This is a genomic window from Burkholderia sp. SIMBA_051, assembly GCF_046534915.1.
GTDB classification, from domain to species: Bacteria; Pseudomonadota; Gammaproteobacteria; order Burkholderiales; family Burkholderiaceae; genus Burkholderia; species Burkholderia ambifaria.
Window position 1 is genome coordinate 47343 of the sequence record NZ_JAWRXS010000016.1, and the last position, 18074, is coordinate 65416.

General features: G+C 65.6%; 20 protein-coding genes. 4 read left to right on the plus strand and 16 right to left on the minus strand.

Going from position 1 to position 18074, the window contains the following annotated elements:
* Positions 1-281 precede the first annotated feature (281 nt).
* Positions 282-881 (minus strand): LysE family translocator, encoded by a 600-nt coding sequence (locus tag SB771_RS30540; protein ID WP_011660923.1) that lies wholly within the window; start codon positions 879-881, stop codon positions 282-284.
* A 155-nt stretch (positions 882-1036) separates the two neighbouring features.
* On the opposite strand from SB771_RS30540, the gene SB771_RS30545 reads away from it, so the two are divergent.
* Positions 1037-1942, plus strand: coding sequence for a LysR family transcriptional regulator (locus SB771_RS30545; protein ID WP_175662209.1), 906 nt, complete (start codon positions 1037-1039; stop codon positions 1940-1942).
* A gap of 217 nt (positions 1943-2159) precedes the next feature.
* A complete protein-coding gene (locus SB771_RS30550) occupies positions 2160-3404 on the plus strand; it encodes a cation:proton antiporter (protein ID WP_175662208.1) in 1245 nt (414 codons plus the stop codon).
* A gap of 69 nt (positions 3405-3473) precedes the next feature.
* On the opposite strand, the gene SB771_RS30555 is transcribed toward SB771_RS30550, so the two are convergent.
* From SB771_RS30555 to SB771_RS30610, 12 genes are all read right to left on the minus strand, one after another.
* Positions 3474-4676 carry a PLP-dependent aminotransferase family protein gene (locus tag SB771_RS30555; protein WP_175662207.1) on the minus strand — a complete coding sequence of 401 codons (1203 nt, stop codon included), beginning with the start codon at positions 4674-4676 and terminating at the stop codon, positions 3474-3476.
* Positions 4677-4807: 131 nt separating this feature from the next.
* Complete coding sequence (locus SB771_RS30560; RefSeq protein ID WP_175662206.1) at positions 4808-5629, minus strand: hypothetical protein; 822 nt, start codon at positions 5627-5629, stop codon at positions 4808-4810.
* A gap of 24 nt (positions 5630-5653) precedes the next feature.
* Positions 5654-6703, minus strand: a complete 1050-nt coding sequence (locus SB771_RS30565) for a succinylglutamate desuccinylase/aspartoacylase family protein (RefSeq protein ID WP_175662205.1) — start codon at positions 6701-6703, stop codon at positions 5654-5656.
* Entirely contained in the window at positions 6703-7524 is an 822-nt protein-coding gene (locus tag SB771_RS30570; protein ID WP_105830238.1) for a hypothetical protein, read from the minus strand. Before SB771_RS30570 ends, SB771_RS30565 begins: the two co-directional genes overlap by 1 nt.
* Before the next feature lie 47 nt (positions 7525-7571).
* A complete protein-coding gene (locus SB771_RS30575; protein ID WP_006749752.1) occupies positions 7572-7838 on the minus strand; it encodes a phosphopantetheine-binding protein in 267 nt (88 codons plus the stop codon).
* Between the two features lie 72 nt (positions 7839-7910).
* Positions 7911-8837: a chlorinating enzyme gene (locus SB771_RS30580; RefSeq protein ID WP_175662204.1), complete on the minus strand. Its 927-nt coding sequence runs from the start codon at positions 8835-8837 to the stop codon at positions 7911-7913.
* 78 nt (positions 8838-8915) lie between these two features.
* Positions 8916-9164: an acyl carrier protein gene (locus SB771_RS30585; RefSeq protein WP_011660930.1), complete on the minus strand. Its 249-nt coding sequence runs from the start codon at positions 9162-9164 to the stop codon at positions 8916-8918.
* A gap of 16 nt (positions 9165-9180) precedes the next feature.
* Positions 9181-10701 carry an amino acid adenylation domain-containing protein gene (locus SB771_RS30590; protein WP_175662203.1) on the minus strand — a complete coding sequence of 507 codons (1521 nt, stop codon included), beginning with the start codon at positions 10699-10701 and terminating at the stop codon, positions 9181-9183.
* The gene (locus SB771_RS30595; RefSeq protein WP_244096866.1) at positions 10698-11474 is read right to left on the minus strand and encodes an alpha/beta fold hydrolase; all 777 of its coding nucleotides are present in this window, start codon (positions 11472-11474) and stop codon (positions 10698-10700) included. The genes SB771_RS30590 and SB771_RS30595 overlap by 4 nt, the downstream gene beginning before the upstream one ends.
* A 163-nt stretch (positions 11475-11637) precedes the next feature.
* Entirely contained in the window at positions 11638-12243 is a 606-nt protein-coding gene (locus SB771_RS30600) for an acyl-homoserine-lactone synthase (protein WP_175662266.1), read from the minus strand.
* A 64-nt stretch (positions 12244-12307) separates the two neighbouring features.
* On the minus strand, positions 12308-12730 hold the full coding sequence (locus tag SB771_RS30605; protein ID WP_175662201.1) for a DUF4902 domain-containing protein: 423 nt from the start codon (positions 12728-12730) through the stop codon (positions 12308-12310).
* Positions 12731-12799: 69 nt separating this feature from the next.
* Complete coding sequence (locus SB771_RS30610; RefSeq protein WP_175662200.1) at positions 12800-13063, minus strand: hypothetical protein; 264 nt, start codon at positions 13061-13063, stop codon at positions 12800-12802.
* 179 nt (positions 13064-13242) lie between these two features.
* Between SB771_RS30610 and SB771_RS30615 the strand changes: the two genes are divergently transcribed.
* Together SB771_RS30615 and SB771_RS30620 are read left to right on the plus strand one after the other, a co-directional pair.
* Positions 13243-13869 carry a hypothetical protein gene (locus SB771_RS30615; RefSeq protein WP_175662199.1) on the plus strand — a complete coding sequence of 209 codons (627 nt, stop codon included), beginning with the start codon at positions 13243-13245 and terminating at the stop codon, positions 13867-13869.
* A gap of 97 nt (positions 13870-13966) precedes the next feature.
* The gene (locus tag SB771_RS30620; protein WP_244096865.1) at positions 13967-14743 is read left to right on the plus strand and encodes a thioesterase II family protein; all 777 of its coding nucleotides are present in this window, start codon (positions 13967-13969) and stop codon (positions 14741-14743) included.
* Positions 14744-14996: 253 nt separating this feature from the next.
* Here SB771_RS30620 and SB771_RS30625 read toward each other — a convergent pair whose 3' ends face one another.
* The 3 genes from SB771_RS30625 to SB771_RS30635 form a co-directional block, all read right to left on the minus strand.
* Positions 14997-15299, minus strand: coding sequence for an XRE family transcriptional regulator (locus tag SB771_RS30625; RefSeq protein ID WP_175662197.1), 303 nt, complete (start codon positions 15297-15299; stop codon positions 14997-14999).
* 87 nt (positions 15300-15386) lie between these two features.
* Positions 15387-16541, minus strand: coding sequence for a branched-chain amino acid ABC transporter substrate-binding protein (locus tag SB771_RS30630; RefSeq protein ID WP_006756574.1), 1155 nt, complete (start codon positions 16539-16541; stop codon positions 15387-15389).
* Positions 16542-17150: 609 nt separating this feature from the next.
* Positions 17151-18047 carry a DMT family transporter gene (locus tag SB771_RS30635; RefSeq protein WP_175662196.1) on the minus strand — a complete coding sequence of 299 codons (897 nt, stop codon included), beginning with the start codon at positions 18045-18047 and terminating at the stop codon, positions 17151-17153.
* Positions 18048-18074: the final 27 nt, after the last annotated feature.

Below are 18074 nucleotides of genomic sequence, written 5' to 3' on the forward strand. Positions count from 1 at the left end.
CGAATGCTTTCGCCGGATGCATGCACGGATGCTTCGCACGTGCGTGATGCAGAGCCGGTTGCGTCGTCGTTGCATGGCGACGACCCGCCGGCGTCCGGCCGGCAGACGAGCCGTCAAGCGTCGAGTCGAATCTGAATCTTCAGCGAAGCGCTCGATCGTGGTGTAGTCGAGTGTTGTCGACGGCGTGGTACGACGAACCGCCGTTTGTTCTTGTCGGCTACGCGCATCTCGTGTGCTGCGCGCACGTTGCCTCTTTCATGCGGTACGGCATGCGTGCACGATCAGTCGAGCCAGATCGGCACGATCGACAGCGCGAGCAGGAGCCCCAGCGTAACGTTTGCGATGCGCCAATGACGGTCGGTCCGCAGCGTGCGGCCGAGCAGCACGCCGGCCGTACACCACAGCACGAGGGAAAAGATCGCTGCGATGCCGAATGCGATCCCGAGTATCACGGCGAGGTGCATCGGGTCGGGCGTCAGCGCCGCGAACGACGCGGCCGCGCCGAGCGCCATCGTCCATCCTTTCGGATTGAGCCACAGCAGCAGCGCGCCACCGAGGAAGCTGGTCGGCGTTTGCGAGGCATTCACGTGACTCTTGGGCGCGCCGCTCGACGCGATTTTCCACGCGAGCCACAGAAGGTAGGCGGAGCCCAGCACTTTCATGATCAGTTGCAGCGCCGGCACCGCGTGCAGCAGCCCGGCCAGCCCGGCCGCCGAGATTGCCGCGAGCGATGCGAGGCCGAGCGCGATGCCGCCGAGCAGCGGCACGCTGCGCCTGAACCCGAACTGCGTGCCCGACGCCGTCGCGAGCGTGGTCGCGCCGCCCGGCGTGATGGTGGCGACGATGACGAACACGATCAGTGAGAACAGCGTCTGGGACATGGTTGGACAACCTCGTATGAAGAGCGGGCGGCTTTGGAATCCGTCTTGGCGCGAATGGGATCGGGTGCCTGACAAACTCTAAAAGTCTTTCGCAAGCTAGGGTATGGAATGTTTATAATGGGCCTATTAGCGTTGCTAATACTCTATTTCTCCCCATGCCCCGCAATCTCGATACGAGTCTGTTGCGCACCTTTGTCACCGTTTCGCGTCGCTCGACCATGACGGCGGCGGCGCACGCGCTGCATCTGACCCAGGGCGCGATCAGCCAGCAGATCAAGCGGCTCGAAGAGTGCTTTGGCCAGCGGCTGTTCGATCGCTCGCAGAGCCGCCTGAAACTCACTGCCGCGGGCGAACGTCTGCTCGAGCGGGCGGAGCAGCTCGTGCGGCTCAACGACCGCATCTGGGACGACATGAGCGAGCCGGTATTTGCCGGCGTGCTGCGCGTCGGCGCACCGTCCGATCTGGTCGGCACCTATCTCGCCGGCATTTTCAAGGCGTTTGCTCACCACTATCCGCACGTCGAGATCGTGCTCGTCAATCTTGCGTCGGTCGAACTGTCGGCCGCGCTGCTCGATGGAAGAGTCGATATCGCGGTGATCGAGCAGCCGGCGAGCGAGCCGGGCGGGGAGCGCCTGCGCATCGAGCCGCTCGCGTGGGTCGGCGCGGTCGGCGGCAACGCGCACTTGAAGCGGCCGCTGGCGGTGTCGATCGTCAGCGACGCGTGCGTGTTTCGCCCGGCATTGTTCGACGCGTTGACGCAGCACGAGATCGCGTGGCGGACGGTGTTCGAAAACGGCGACATCGAGGCGACCAAGGCGACCGTCCGGATGGACATGGCGGTGACCGCATGGCTCGCGTCGACGGTCCCCTCTGATCTGCAGACGCTGCGGCCGGCGCAGGGTTTGCCCACGTTGCCGGATTTCGCCGTGACCTTGCATCTGCCGCCGTCCGGCACGACGCCGCTGGTCGAGGAAATGGCGAACTTCATTCGCAACGGTTTTCTCCACGCGCCGTCCGTTGGCGACGGCAGGTTGTCTGCTGCGGCCGATCGCGCGGCTTGAGCGCGTGCGTCGAATGCGACCGTCGCCGGACACCGCCCGCCTGTAGGTCCTTCCAGTATCGCCACGCGTAGCCGCGCTATAGGATCGATGCCGAGATTCGGTTGACGGCATCGCGAAGTGTGCGTACGTACTGCACGCGTTGCGATGCACGTTCGACCACACTTCGGCTTTGCGCCGCTTCCCCGTTTCCGCCAGTCGATTTTTCCCGAGGCATTCCATGACTATCTGGTTGCTGCAACTCATGCTCGTGATCGCGTGCTGCAACGTCTGCGGCCGTGTTGCCGAGCGGCTCGGCCAATGTGCGGTCGTCGGCGAAATCGCGGCCGGGCTCCTGCTCGGCCCTTCGCTGTTCGGCGCGATCGCACCGGATTTCTACGATGTGCTGTTTGGCCCGCGCGCGCCGTCGGCGATGGCGCAGGTCGGTGAGATCGGGCTGGTGTTGCTGATGTTCCAGCTCGGGCTGCACATGGAATTCGGCGTCACGTTGCGCGGTGGCCGGTGGCGCGTGCCCGTCGCCGTTGCGATCGGTGGCTTGTGCATACCGGCCGCGATCGGCATGGTCATCGCGATCGTGTCGAAGGACACGCTTGCGATCGACGCACCGTGGCTGCCGTATGTGCTCTTCTGCGGTGTCGCGCTCGCGGTGTCGGCCGTGCCGGTCATGGCGCGCATCGTCGACGATCTGCGGCTCGGCGCGATGAGCGGCGCGCGGCACGCGATGTCCGCGGCAATGCTGACGGATGCGCTCGGCTGGATGTTGCTGGCGACGATCGCGTCGCTGTCGAACGGGCCCGGCTGGGCGTTCGCGCGCATGCTCGCCAGCTTGCTCGTGTTTCTGGCGATCAGTGCGTTGCTGGCGCGCTTCGTCGTGCGCCCGCTGCTCATGCGGTTGGCGCAGACGGCGCACGCGACGCGCGACCGGCTGGCGGTGTTGTTCTGCTTCGTGCTGGCGTCGGCGGTCGCAACGTCGCTGATCGGTTTCCATAGCGCGTTCGGGGCGCTGTCGGCGGCGCTGTTCGTGCGTCGCGTGCCGGGGCTGGACGTCGAGTGGCGCGAGAATGTCGACGGCTTCGTGAAGCTCGTGCTGATGCCGGTGTTCTTCGCGTACGCCGGGTTGCACGCGTCGATCGGGATGATCGACGATGCGTCTTCATGGTTGTGGTTCGGCGTGTTTCTCGCCGGCGGGTTCGCGGGCAAGTTCGGCGGCAGCTACATCGGTGCGCGCGTGACGGGGCTTGCGCCGCGCGACGCGATGCTGGTCGGCTCGTTGATGAATACGCGCGGCTTGATGGAACTGATCGTGCTGTCGATCGGGCTGCAGATGCAGATTCTTCCGACCCGCGTCTATACGATCCTCGTCATATTCGCGCTGGTGACGACGGCGCTGACCGCGCCGCTCGTGCGGCTCACGCTGCGCGCGCATTCGCGTTCGGCCCCGGCGATGCAGATCGTCGGCGAGTGACGGGGGCGGCGCGCACGGGGAAGCGTATCCGGATGCGCGCCGCGCCACGCGACGACAGCGTCGACTTCGTCAATCGCGTACGACGGCGTCCCACGCACGCTTCAACCGGCGAGCGGCCTCTTCGGCACTCTGTTCTCCCAGCATCGAATACGACACGCGCAGCGTGTCGCGTTCCGGATCGGATGCATAGAATGCGTTGCCGGGCACGAACACGACCTTTTCGCGGATGGCCGCTTCGAGCACCTTTTCCGCCTGAACTTGCCGCGCGAAGCGGCACCACAGGAACATCCCGCCTTCGGGTTCGTTGAACGACAGGTCGTTGCCGAAGGCGTCGCGCAATGCCTTCGTCAGCGCGTCGCGGCGCGTGCGATAAGCGGTGCGCAGCACGTCGATGCGGGACGCCAGGCGGCCCGACGCGAGATAGCGCGCGACGATGTTCTGCGTCAGCGTCGACGTGTGCAGATCGAATGCCTGCTTCGCGACGGCCATCGGCGGACGCAGCGCCGCGGGCGGCACGATCCATCCGACGCGCACGCCGGGCGAGAAGACCTTCGACAAGGTGGACAGGTAGCACACGGTGCGGTTGCCGCCCGGCTGCTGCGAAGCGATCGACAGCAGGCTCGGAATCGCCGCGCCGCTGAAGCGCAACTGGCCGTACGGATCGTCCTCGATGATCGCGCAGCCATGACGCTGCGAGAGTTCGACCAGGCGGATACGCTGCGCGAGCGGCATCGTGTAGCCGGTCGGATTCGCGAAATTCGGCGTCAGGTAGATCGCCTTGACGCCGCCGCGCTTCAGTTCGCGTTCGACCTGGTCGAGATCGAGCCCGTCCGGGCCGCCGTTGATGCCGTCGATCCGGGCGCCGATGAACTGGAATACCTGCAGCGCGGCGACATAGGTCGGCCGCTCGACGAGTACGCGATCGCCCTGATCGAACAGCACGCGCGCAACGAGATCGAGCCCCTGCTGCGATCCGGACGTGATCAGCATCGATTCCGGCGAAGCCGGTATGCCGAGCGTGCCGGCCCAGTTGCCGATCTGTTGGCGCAAGCCCGCTTCGCCTTCGGTGAGGCCATACTGGAACAGGTCGCGGTGCTCGTCGCGCAGGATGGCGCCGAGTGTGTCGTCGATGCCGTCCATGTCGAACAGGTCGGAAGCGGGGATGCCGCCGGCCAGCGAGATCACGTCCGGATTCTTGCTGAACTCCAGCAGCTCGCGCACTGCGGAGGACTTGATGCCACGCGCGCGCATGGCCAGCACGATGTCGTTCATGGAGGTGCCTGTTGTCGAAGATGCCGGCGCCCACGGACGCCGGAAGTGAAAAAGGCCGGCAGGTTCGTCGAACCGGCCGGCAGATGGGAAGCGTGTCGAGCGAATCGCGCGCGAAGCACGATTGCCGTCGCTCAATCGAACATGCGCCAGCCGTCTTCCTGGTGGATCAGGAACAGGCCCATCGTGCGTCGCGTCGACGTACAGCGCTCGATCGCGTGCAGGTTCTTGCTCTGGAACAGCGTCAATTGACCGGGCTGCGGCTTCAGCATGATCTTCGCGGCCCTTTCGAGCGCGGCGATCGCACCGGTTTCACGATATTCGGCATGCATCTCATCGAGTGCGGCGCGCGATTCCGGCCGGTTGTCCCACATCACCATGCCCGCGTCGTTGTCGGCGCCCTGAATGGTCAGGAACCCGCCGAGCTGCCGTGGAAACGATCGCTTCAGCGGCCAGTTCGCGGTGTCGCGCCCGTAGCTCACGTCGTCGCAGTGCGGCGCGAAGTTGAACGGCGCCTCGAACGGTTCGTACACGCGTCGCGTCGCCAGCAGGAACTCGACTTCGTAGTCGTGTCCGATCGTCAGCGGCCTCGCGTCCAGCGCATCCGAAAACAGGCGAACGAATCGGGTCGTACGCAGGCCGTCGTTGACGCGACAGGCGATCCCGAAGTACTCCGCCGCCTTCGAAACGAGCTTGTCCCCCTGTTCGCGCTGGAGTTGGCCGAGCGTGACCGACGTGGCGACGATACCCGCGTGGTGGGCGTTTTTCGTAAACGGCGAGCTCGAGAAGCCCTCGTCGTCCCACCATGCGTCGCGCTCGCCGTCGGGCACGATGTCCATGACGATGGCGTCGGCTTCGTCCGCATCGAGCGCTTGAACCGCCGAGGCGATGGTCATGCGCTCGGCGCGCGCCGCGGTGCCGAAGCGCATCAGTTGAGCTGGGTAAGTGTGCTGCATGATGCCTCCACGTATGCGGAATGATTAGGATTGCGGCATAAGGCAGTCGCCCTTGCCCAGTTCGGACAGTGCCGGTTGCCTCAATAGACGGTAAAGCTCCGCGGGCTTCGGCTCGGATTCGGAGCGCCGGTATTTCGGAAACAGCAGCAGGCCGCTCGTGCCGGCGACGAGCGGCGCGCCGTCCCGCATGCCGAGCCGATCCCCGGCCCGGATCGGCTGGAAATTTCGCAAGCCCGCGTCGAGCCTGACCTCGCCGTCCGGATAGGGGACGATGTGCGCCCACGTATAGATCGGATTCGCGCACGCATCGACAGGCGGCAACGAAGCGCCGTGGACAACCGCGCTGACGGTGGTGATCGCGTCCAGGCACACGCGCACGCCCGCCGCGATCTGGTAGAGGCCGAAGCCCTTCTGGCCAAGCTCGATGCTCAGCGCAACGCCGTCGCCCTGCTGGATGAATTCGTCCGACGTGCAGCCGCCTGCGGACGCGGTGGAAAAGGGCCTGCCCCAATGCGTGACGACGGGGGTGTCCGGTGCGATCGCGTGCGCCAGTTGCAGGCTCGTCGGGTGGTAGTTGAAGACGAAGAACGGCGCTTCCGACGGCTCGATCGTCTGATGCAGGTCGACGCAGAAGCGGGCGCGCCTCATCACCGGCTCCATCTCGCGAGCACGTCGGTCGTCGGCCGTGTCGCGCTCGGCGCGACCGAACGTGCGGTTCAAGTCGCGTTCGACGAAGCGCGTGCCAAGCCGCGCGGCGTCGACGTTGCCGAGCAGGAAGCCGATCGACACCGACGGCGCCAGCACGCCGGCCTCCACGTAGCGGCAAAGCGCATTGAGCACGGGGAGTCCGGCGTATTCGTTGCCGTGCGTCAGCGCGATGAACAACAGGTCGAATCGCGGCTCGTGCGCCGCGTTCGCGTGGGGCGGATGGATTACGAAGCCGAAACGCTCGACCCGCTCGACGCGCGCGCGACCGATCGTGCTCGACGCGGCGAACCGTTCGAACACCGCGATCTCGGCCTCGAGCCGACTGCGCGCGGCGTCGTTCCCCGCCGTTGAAGCGATGTCTGTCATCAGTGAAACATCCGCCATTGACCGTCGTGCCAGACGAGGAACGATCCGAGCGTGCGGCGCACGGTCGTGCATTGCTCGACCGCATGCATGACGCGCGTATTGAGAATGTTCAGTTGTCCTGGTCGACCGTTGATGGTGACGCTGCGCACGCGGTCCAGCCGGTCGATGCGGCGGGTTTGCGCGAATTCGCTCATCAGTTCGTCGAGCTCGGCGCGCGTCGCGGGCCGGTAGTCCCACATGACGAGGCCGGCGCTGTTTTCCGCGTCCTGGACCGACAGGAAGAGCGAGATCTGATCGTAGCCTTCGTCGTAACCGTCCTTGATCGGCCAGTTCAGCGGTTCGCGGCCGAAGTGGATCGCGTCGCAATGCGGCGGGACGCTGTAGAGCCCGTTGGGCACCGGCTGGTATTCCCGTTTGGACACGAGCGGGAGTTCGCCCCAGTCGCCGACCCGGACCGAACCGGCGCCGAGTTCGCGGATACAGAGTTTGACGAATTCCGTGTCGCGCAGCGCCGCATTCGTGCGGCCTGCATAGGAGAAGTAGTCGATCAGACCGGGGATCAACTGCTCTTTCACCAGCCGCTGGGTCGGCCCGATCGCGAGCCCCGACTTGCCGGCGCCGGCGAAGCTCTGGTGCTGCGTGACCGGCGGGAAGGCCGGATCGTCCCACCATCGGTCGAGCGCGCTCGGATCGACCAGATCGACAAGGACCGCGGCGGCCTTGCGATCGCGAATCAGCAATGCGGCATCGGCGAGCGTGAGATCCGCGCGCTCGACCTGCTTGTCGAAATCGTAGATTTCGGCGCGATAGTGCTTGTTCAAAGCGAATTCCTCCGAGGAGAAGGCGATTCAGGACAGTGATCTCGGGACTACCGTGCGGCCACGCTCATGGATTCGAGCAGTTTTTCGCTGAAGACGCGAAGACACGGATATTCGAACAGCAGGCGCACCGGCACGTCGTGGCCGAGCTGCCGCTCGAGCTGGGTGCTCACCAGCGCGGCGGAAATCGACGAGCCGCCGATCGTGAAGAAGTCGTCGTCGGGCGTCACGGCGTCGCGGCCGAGGACGCTCGCCACGACGGACGCGACGACGTGGTCGACGCGCCGGACATGAGGAATCTCGATAGGCTGGATCATGGGTTGGCACCGGTCGAATGACGAACGGCGCATCGCGCCGTTCGCCGGTTTCAGAGCCGCGGGGGCGGTCGGTCAGGCGTAGGACGGTTGCTGCGCGAAGCTCACGCCGCGTGCGTTGCGCTCGACGCGGCGGTTATGCCCGAATCGATCCTCGCCGGAGACGAGCACGACGCCGAACTTGTCGAGCGAGATCTTGCTGCCGTATTCGTCGACGGTGTCGGTGTCCGGGTAGACCTTGACCGCGGCCGGCACGTAGCGGCTCGCGTAGCCGAGCCGGGTCTGGTCGACCGTGGAGTTCGGAAACGACGAGTGCATCAGCGTCGACCAGAAGATCACGAACTGGCCGGGCTTCATCACGATCGACACGGCCTTGCTCTCGTCCGGTTTCCAGTCCGGATCCTTCTGCAGGCTGCGATAGTCGTAGCCGAAGAAGCCGCGCTTGATGCCGTCCTTCTCGAGGGCATTGATGTTGGACGGATCGAATTGCATCTTCCTCGACTCGTCGTAGAACATCTCTTCATGCGTGCCCGGCACGAACCGCAGACAGCCGTTTTGCTCGGTCGCTTCGGTCAGCGCCGTCCATACCGTGATCGCGCCGCCGAAACGCTGATCGCCCGGCCATACGATCTGCGGCTGGCCCGACGCGTGCGCGAACGTGTCGGCCTGGTGCCAGTCGGTCCCTTCGTCGCCCGGATACTTCGGGAACATCTCCGAACGCCAGCAGATGACGTCGGGCCCGAGAATCGAGTTCAGCCGCTGGACGATTTCCTGCCGGCCGATATGCTCGCTCAGCAGATTGACGTCGAGGTGGCGATCGTAATTGGCGATCGGGCTCGTCGGCGGCAGGTCGTACACCGCGTATTCACGATCGAATAGCTGCGCGCGGATCGTCCTGTAGCGCTCGCGCGCTTCCTCGGGCGAATACAGCGTGAACGGGCCGATGTAGCCTTGCGCGCGAAAAGTGGCGATTTCCTCGGGCGTCAGTCGAAAGTTCTGCATGGAGCTGCTCCTGGTCGAATCGATTAAATGCATCCGCTTCGAACGGACGAAGCGGTGTTCGGGAAATGACGCACGCGCTTACGCGAGTTCGGCGGCCGCGGCTTCGTAGATGCCGGCCCAGCCGTCGATCGTGGGCGCAGCCATCAGCTTGCTGGTCGGCACCCGCACCTGCAGCCGGTTTTCGATCTGAATCTGCAGTTCGACGATCGTCAGCGAGCTGGCGCCCCGGTCGAAGAAATCCTCGTCGCCGCGCAGGTCGGCGAAGCCGAGCGTGTCCCGGCAGGTCGAGGCGATCATGTCGGGGATGGCAACAGTTTTTTCAGTCATTACGTTCTCCGGATTTTCAGATGGGACTTGCGAGTCGAACCCGATCGACCTTGCCGTTCGCGTTGACCGGTAGTTCGGCGCACACGGCGATGGCGTCGGGAATCATGAAACCAGGCACCAGCTTGCGCAGTTCGCCGCGAATGAACGCAGGCATGTTGTCGCGCTGTTCGTTGGTCTGGACCGTGGCGACCAACGACTTTTCGCCGTTCGGGTCTTCGCGAACCTGCACGACGCATTCCTCCACGCACGGCAAGCGCGTGACGAGTTGCTGCACCTCGTCGAGGCTGACGCGGTAGCCGCGGATCTTCGTGAGCCGATCGCGCCGACCGACGAATTCGAGCGTGCCGTCCGCACGGCGCCGGACGATGTCGCCGGTGCGGTAGAGCCGGCCGGGCCCGGCCGGATCCGACACGAAGGCCGCGCGGGTCGCGTCGGGTTGGTTCAGATAGCCGAGCGCGACGCCGTCGCCGCCGGCGTAGAGCTCGCCTTCCTGCCCGTCCGGAACGGACTCGAGATCGCCGTCGCCGCGCACGACATGCACCGACGTGCCGGTCACGGGCGTGCCGATCGGTACGACGCCGTCAGGCCGGTTGTCGCGCGTCATCACGTGGCAGCACGTAAACGTGGTGTTTTCGGTCGGGCCGTATCCGTTGACGACGGTGATGTCGGGGAACGCATCGAGCGCGGCATTGACCGCATCCGGATGCAGCACGTCGCCGCCCGCCAGCAGCACACGCACGCCGGTCAGCATGGCCGGATAGCGGCGCACGACGAGATGAAACAGCGCGGCGGTCAGCCACATCACGCTCACGCGCTGCTCGCGAATCAGCTGCGAAACCGCATTGGGGTCGAAGACGGCGCCGTCGTACACCACGAGGCGCGCGCCGTTCAGCAACGCGCCCCAGATCTCGAACGTCGACGCATCGAAGGTGATCGGGGACAGCAGCAGGAATGCATCGTCCGGCTCGATCGCGATGTAGTTCGGCCGATCGACGAGTCGCACGACGCCGCGATGCGGCACCACGACGCCTTTCGGCTTGCCGGTGCTTCCCGACGTAAACATCACGTAGGCCGGCGCGTCGCCACCGTGCGAGGCGGCGGGCGGCGGAGCGTCGGCATCTTCGGCATCCTCGGCCGATCTGTCGTTCGCGAGATCGGCAACGTGGATGACCGACAGTCCCGACTCGCGCAGCGTGTCGTCGCCGGCGGCCGCGATCGCGTGCCGCGCCGCACTGTCACGTGCGTACGCGTGCTTGACCGCGGCGGGGTAGTTCGGATCGAGCGGGACGAAGATCGCGCCGAGCTTGACGATCGCCAGCATCGCGATCACGGCGTTCGCGCAGCGCGGCAGCATCAGCAGCACGGGCGCCCCCTGCGTGACGCCATGCCGGGCAAGCACCGCGGCAAGCCGGTTCGCGCACCGGTCGAGTTCGCGGTAGGTGAGTGGCGGCACGTGCGCCGTTCCCTCCAGTGCGATGCGCTCCGGCGTGCGGCGCACCTGCTCGGCGAAGCGGCCGTCGATGGTCGAGTGGTTCATTGAACGGGTTCCGATCGGTTGGCTTGCGTTCCGAAGAATTGCAGCAGCGTGTCGGTCATGGCCGGCTGCGCGCGACACAGCTCGTAGTGGTCGCCGTCGAATTCGTGCACGCCACTCGCATCCGGCAGGTGCGCCACGATGATGTGTGCGCTTTCCGGGAGCACCTGTCGATCGCTTCGCGTCGCGATCACGAGCGTGGGCTGCGTCACGGTGGCGGCTTCGTCGAGGAAGTCGGTGCGCCGGTACGCGACGTAGTTCAGTCCGTAGCGGTGCAGGTGCGCCGCGCTCGAGAACGGCACCGAGATGAACGAATGAAATTCGGATTGGGGCGCGCTGCGGCCGGACGAGATCTTGTCGAACAGCATGCCGGCCATTTCCTTGCTCGTCGCCGCGACCGGCAGGAGCACGTCCACTTCGCGCTGGAAGCTGCTCGGCGGACAGACCGACGGCTTCAGCATGAATTCGCCGCACACCAGCGCGAGCCGGCGAACGCTGTCGGGGTAGCGCGCGGCGGCCAGCAGGCCGACGCCGGCGCCCGAGCAATAGCCGATCACATCGATCGGGCCGTCGTGCCCGACGCGGTCGTTCGCATGCGCGGCAACCGTCACGAGATCGCGCACGTGGTATTCGACGTCGAATGCGTCGTCGGTCGCATCATCCTGCAGGTCGAGCACGAACCGTGATTCCCACGTGATCACGTTGAAGTGCGGCTCGAGCGCGTTGCACAGTCGTTCGACCATCGCATGACGCACGCCGAACGGCAAAACGAGCATCAGGTTGCGTCGGCCGGTCGAGCGTTCCGTATGAAACACTCGCAGGGGCCGACCGTCGAAGGCCGGAATGGTCTCTCGCTGCATGGGACGAATATCGTAGGGAAGGAAGGGCGTCGCCGCGTCGCGCGGGACGGCATGCGTTGGGACCGAAGTCGGCTCGTTTTCAGCTTGGCGTCGTCGTGCGCGGACATTCGATGCCCAGCGACGCGCACGTGATTTCATCGATCTCGATCCAGCACGCGAACACCGGCTTTCCGTCGATGATCTGCGGGGGCGCGGCGCGGTGCGCGTGAACCTTCAGACGCATCAGCAGCCGTTCGACGCCGAGCGGCGACACCGTGATGAGCCGTCGAACGCCGTTCGAGCGCGCGAATTCCACGACGTCCGCCAGCAATCTGCGCGTGTTCGCATGCGCGCGCTTGAGGCCGCCGGAATCGGCGCCGAGGATGTAGGACGAAAAGCGCGAGAGTTCCCAGATATCCGGCGCATTCGGCACCGGTGCCGCGCCCATCAGCCCGGGAAAAATCTCGCTCAGCAGGTACGGCCGGGTCGTCGGCAGCAGTCGGGCGCACGAGCAGATCGCGCCGCTATCCTCGCGACCGAAGATATGGATCGTGTCCGGTCGATCGAATTGATCGAACTCCTGCTGATTGACTACCGGAAGCTGCCAGCCCAGCTTCTCGATGAAGATTGCGTGTCGATACGACGCGAGTGCCGCAAGGTTCGATGCGGACAGTTGCGACGCGTTTCCGATAGTGGTTTGGTGCATGTGCGAACTCCAATGGACGTACGCATTAAATGCGAAATGGAGGACGCGTCGAAACTGCAACTTTTTACAGGACCGGCAGTGCGAGATGCGCGCGGACACTAACGGTCCACGGCAGCGTATTGATCCAGTCCGCGAGCAGCGAGCGGGTGTGGTCGGGCCCGACGTCGTAGCCTCTTGCGCACACGATCATCACGTTGGAGGTCACGCTGTTCGGAAACATTCGGCAAGTGCGATCGCGATCCGTCAACCAGGCCCAGCCGAAGGTCATCGGCGGGCGCCAGTTGGTATCGATCCATTCGCAATGGCCGGCGTGGCACGCGGGAAGGCCGAGATCCCATGCGTCGCTCAGTACGCGTTCGTCGCACGCTGCATAGAGCAGCGCGAGCGTGATCGACGCGAGCTGCGTAGCGGGCACGCGGACATATCCGTCGTGCGAACACGTGTCGAAGTAAGCCGGCATCGCATGTCCGTCCGGTTTCAGATCCAAGAGCAACCTCCTTGTTTGGCGTGTGTCCCGGCCGATGCGCGCATCGCGCGCGAATGACGACCGTTACCTTCAAACATGGGCGGACGACTGGCCGCGCGGCGTCGCCACGGCAGGCCGGAAGCGGAACAACATCGATGCGGAACGGATCGGATCGCGCGGCGGGAAGTAGCCGTTGGCGCGACAATGTGCGGTGTGATGCCGGAGGTGATCCGGCTGAATCGCGGTGATCCGGACGGGATTGGTTCGGATACCAAAAAGGCCATGAGGCCGCGCCATCCGCTGCGATGCAACCGTGCGGACTCGATGCCATGAATGGCTGGATTTGGAAGACATTCTGCGACTAACCGTGGCGACGCGCAATTCCTTTGATCCTGCAAAAAACTACAGCTGACGGTCGGTGCCGGATATCTGCATCATCGCGACAGACGGATTGGCCGGCCGCTTCACGGCATGGCCCGACGCGGGCACGAAAGGCCCGGTCGACCGCGGCGAAGCGACAAATGGAGCGTGGCGTGATCGACGTAGCGGATATTGAGGTACGAAATTTTGACAGCACCGACATCGACGGCTTCATCGCGTACTGGTACGACAGCGGCGACAGCCATCTGATCGAAATGGGCGTCGACCCGGCGCGGCTGCCCGGCCGCCGCCAGATGCGCGACATGCTCGCGCTCAACATCGAGCGGGACGCGCGCGCCGACATGCCGCGCAACGCGATCCTGAGCGTCGCGCTGAACGGACAGACCGTCGGCGTGCACGAACTCACGCATCTCGAGCCGCGTGCCGGGGCGGCGCCGGGGCAGTATGTGAGCGGCGTCATGCACGCGCATATCTGGAGCCCGGAACATCGGCGGCTCGGCATCGGCATCGTGTCGTACGTGAAGGCGATGGCGGCATTCTTCGCGCGTTTCTCGCTCGATTCGATCCGGTTCGAGTCGCCGGCCGACAACGTGGGCGCCAATCGGGTCAAGGCGCGGCTCGGCATCGACGCGCAAGGAGAGGGCGTGTTCGATCTGCCGATCCTGCGCACGCCGCTGCGTACGGTCAGGTATTGCGTGACGCGCGATCAGCTGCCGGCCGTTACCGCGCGCATGGAAGCGCTGTGGGAAGCGCGCCGGCATACCGGCTCGCCTGCTTGACGTACGCGTCCGGCGCGTGGCCGGCGCTTGATCGACCGATGAACCCGACCTCCCCACCCCAACACTCATGACTCCGACCGCAGCGTTGAAAGTCTTCATGCCGGTCCGCGCGCCGCGTATCCGGCTTGTGTGCTGCTCGTACGCCGGCGGCAACGCTTCCGCGTACGCCCATTGGCATGCCGGGTTGCCGGACGACGTCGAAGTGTGCGCTGTCGAACTGCCCGGGCGCGGCGCGCGGTTCCGCGAGCCGCCGTTGCGCACGATGGGCGCGCTCGCCGACCATGTCCTGGCAAGCCTGCTTCCCCTTGCCGACGCGGGCGTCGTGCTGTTCGGACACAGCATGGGCGGCGCGCTGGCGCTCGAGCTGGCGAGCCGGCTCGTCGACGTCGGCATGCCGCCGTCGGCGCTGGCTGTGTCCGGATGCGCGGCGCCGCATCTGCCGTCGCGACGTCGGCGCCGGCTGCATGATTTGCCCCGCGACGAACTGGTGCAGGAACTGAATCTGCTGGAAGGGCTGCCCGCGGGGATGCTGGATGCGGATGCGTTCATCGATCTATTCCTGCCGACGATCCGTGCGGACCTCGAGTGCCGGGAAACCTGGCGCGCGGCGATTCGCGCGGTGCCGGTCCCGATCCATGTGCTCGCCGGTGCCGACGATGCGCTGGTCGCACTCGACGATCTGGGCGAATGGCAACGGTATTCATCGTTGCCGGTCGGCGTTCGGGTGTTCGGCGGCGAGCACTTTTTCATCGACTCTCATCGCGCAGAGGTGCTTGCGCATCTGCGCGAAATCCTCGGCGAGCCGCCGGCGTCGGCCGACGGCGGTGCGGTGAAGCGGGAGGCATCTGCATCAACCGCCGAACGAATCGCCTAGAAGAAAACTCAGGAGACGACACGTGGAGACGATGCAAGCGGCATCGCCGGTAATCAGACGCGACGGTCGCAGCAACTGGTCGGAACGGGCAGCGCTGGCTGCGCTGCTCGAGAAGGATCAGACCGCTGCCTGACGGGTACGCATTGCGATGCGGGCCGCGCGCGGCCCGCAACAATGGAGCGCCGTTTACTTGCGCCAGGCCGCGCCGGATGTCGCGGCGCCGATCGGGCGCGCCGCTGTCAGGCGTGGCCGATCACGACGCGCCGCGATTCTTTTTCCCGGCCGGCGTGCTGCCCGCCGCCGGAAACGAGCCGACGCCGCGCGGGCGTTTCGGTTCGATCGCCGTGTTGCCGATCACGTGCCGGAAATCGATCTCGTGCGCGGCGAGCGCGCCGATGAGTGTCGCGATGACCGCAAGGTGGGAGGGGACGGTGCCCTTGCTCGAATAGTTCGTGATGGAACTTTCGTTCATCCGGATCAGACGGGCGAATTCCCGCGCCGTCAACTGCGCTTTCTTCAACTCCTGTTGGAATTCCGTATACGCCATTGCACACATGTCGCTTCATCTCCGCAAAACGCGAATCGACCCGGGCGGCGCCGGCGCCGACGGGTGGCGTGCCCGTCGTGCCGGCGTCGCCGCGGGTTACATCTTCACCTGGTCGAGGAAGGTCTTCTTGCCGCTCTTGTAGCCGTAGATCGAGATGATCCCGTGCGTCAGGTCGCCCTTCGCGTCGAACGTCGTCGTGCCGATCACGCCTTCGTACTTCGTCGACGGCATCGCGGCGAGCACTTTCGCCGGGTCGGTCGAGTTCGCACGCTTCATCGCGTCGACCGCGATGTAAACTGCGTCGTACGCGAACGGCGCATCGAACTTGATGCCCTGGTTGAAGCGCTTCTGGTACTTCGCGAGGAATGCCGCGCCGCCCGGCATCTTCTCGAGCGCGGCGCCCGCCTGCGAGCACAGCACGTTGTCGGCGGCCGGGCCGGCCAGCTCGGCCAGCGAGTCGGTGCACACGCCGTCGCCGGACAGGATCTTCGCGCGCAGGCCGAGCTGCCTTGCCTGCTTCGCGAGCGGGCCGCCGGTGGCGTCCATGCCGCCGTACATGATCGCGTCCGGGTTCTCGCCCTTGACCTTCGTGAGAATCGCGCGGAAGTCGACGGCCTTGTCGTTGGTCGCGTCGTGCGACAGCACCTTCAGGCCGAGCGCCTTCGCCTTCTTCTCGAATTCGTTCGCGAGGCCCTGGCCGTACGCGGTCGAATCGTCGATCACCGCGACGCTCTTCACCCCCTTCGACTGCGCGTAGCTCGCGAGCGCCGGGCCTTGCTGCGCGTCGGTCGCGACCACGCGGTAGGTCGTCTTGAAGCCCTGCTGCGTATAGGTCGGGTTCGTGGCCGACGGCGAGATCTGCACGATGCCCGCGTCGCTGTAGATCTTCGACGCCGGGATCGACGTACCCGAGTTCAGGTGGCCGATGACGGCGACGACCTTGTCGTCGACGAGCTTCTGCGCGACCTGCGTCGCCTGGCGCGGGTCGGCCGCGTCATCCTGCGCGTCGAGCTGCAGTGTGATCTTCTTGCCGCCGATCGTCAGGCCCTTCGCATTGATTTCCTCGACCGCGAGGCGCGCACCGTTCTCGTTGTCCTTGCCCAGGTGCGAAATGCCGCCCGTCGTCGGTTCGACGCTGCCGATCTTCACGACCTGGTCGGCCATCGCGCCCGACGCGGCCGCGAATGCGGCGGCTGCCAGTGCGACGGTGATCAGGGGTTTGCAGCGCATGCCGACAGTGCTTCGTTCCATCTGCCATCTCCGTTGATTGATATTTCTAGCGCCGTCCGGCCGCTTGCGCGCCCTTGTGAGGCGATCGACGTGCCGGACGAATTTCCATGACCCGTGAGGGGGCCGGCTTGCATGCCGCCGGCTCTCGACGTCGACGAAAACGCCGGCGCCGAGCGGTTCCCGAGCGAGCGGGATGCTTTCGTCAGACGACACGCAATTGGTATGAATATATCCGAACGCGTATGCGCCCGCTGCGCCGAATTGCGTAGCCTTGCGCAAATGTGAGGCGATAGCGCCGTTGTTGCGCCGGCCCGTCGTGCAGGTTGGTGGCCGTTTCGCGCCGCTGTCGATTGCTCCGATTATTCGACCGGGCGGATGCCGATGGCCATGGACAGTGCGATGCAATCAATCGCGAACTGTTCGGTCGGTTTGTCTGCACACTTTCATCGCCATTCGTTTGATGCAACTAACGGTCAAGTCGGGCCGCGTCGGCGAATTGGTGCGGGTCGATATGAGCGGCGTGTGCGTTCAGCTTTGCAGACAACCGGGCCCGGCATGACCGGACCGCTGTCAGATCGTTCGTCGGATCGTTCTTCGGATCGGTCTTTGCCGTTCGACGAAATCGTGAGCCTACATCCGCCCACGCAACGCGACGACTATCACGCCCGCAATCGCCAGCAGGCCGCCGCACACCGTCTCGATGCCGGGCCGCTCGCCGGTCAGCACGATCGACAATGCCGTCGCGACCGCCGGCGTCAGATAGAGAAAATTGGCGGCGCGCGCCGCGCCGAAGTAGCCGAGCGCGACAGTCCAGGTTGCGTAACCCAGCGCGGCGGGAAAGACGCCGAGCACCAGCACGGCCAGCATCGTGTCATGCGACGCGCCGCCGAGCGACACGAGTGCGCCGGGCAACCATGGCGTGAGCAGGAGCGCGCCGGCCAGCAGCGTATACGCGGCGCAGGGCAGCGCGCCGTACACGGGAATCAGCCGCCGCTGCAGCACGAAATAACTGGCCGAACACAGCGCCGCGCCGAGGATCAGCGTGCTCCCCGAGCCGAGCACGAGCCCGCCGGGCTGTCCGTGCGCGATCACCGCGATGCCGGCCAGGCTGAGCAGCGAACCGAGCCATCCCCAGCGATTGAAGCGTTCGTGCAGAAACACCGCGGCCAGCAGCGCCGTGAAGATCGGCAGCGTATTGACGATGAAGCTCGCCGCGCCGGCCGACACGGTTTGCTCGCCGGTATTGAGCAGCGCGTTGTAGAGCGCGATGCCGAGAAACCCGCAGACGAGAAAGCGCAACGCGTCGCGTGTCGACGGCTTCGCGGGCCGCCGCCACGCCAGCCATGCGATCACGAGCACGGCCGCGGTCGCGAAGCGCCCGGCCGCGAGTTGCAGCGGCGCCAGCCCGTGCAGGCCGATCCGGATGAACGGGAAAGCGGAGGCCCACGAGACGATCGTGAACGCCACCGCGCCGGCCGCGACGAGCGGCTGTCGCGCGCTGCGCGACGAGGAGGAAAGGGTGTTCATGCGACAATGCTGCGGGCTGGCGAGATG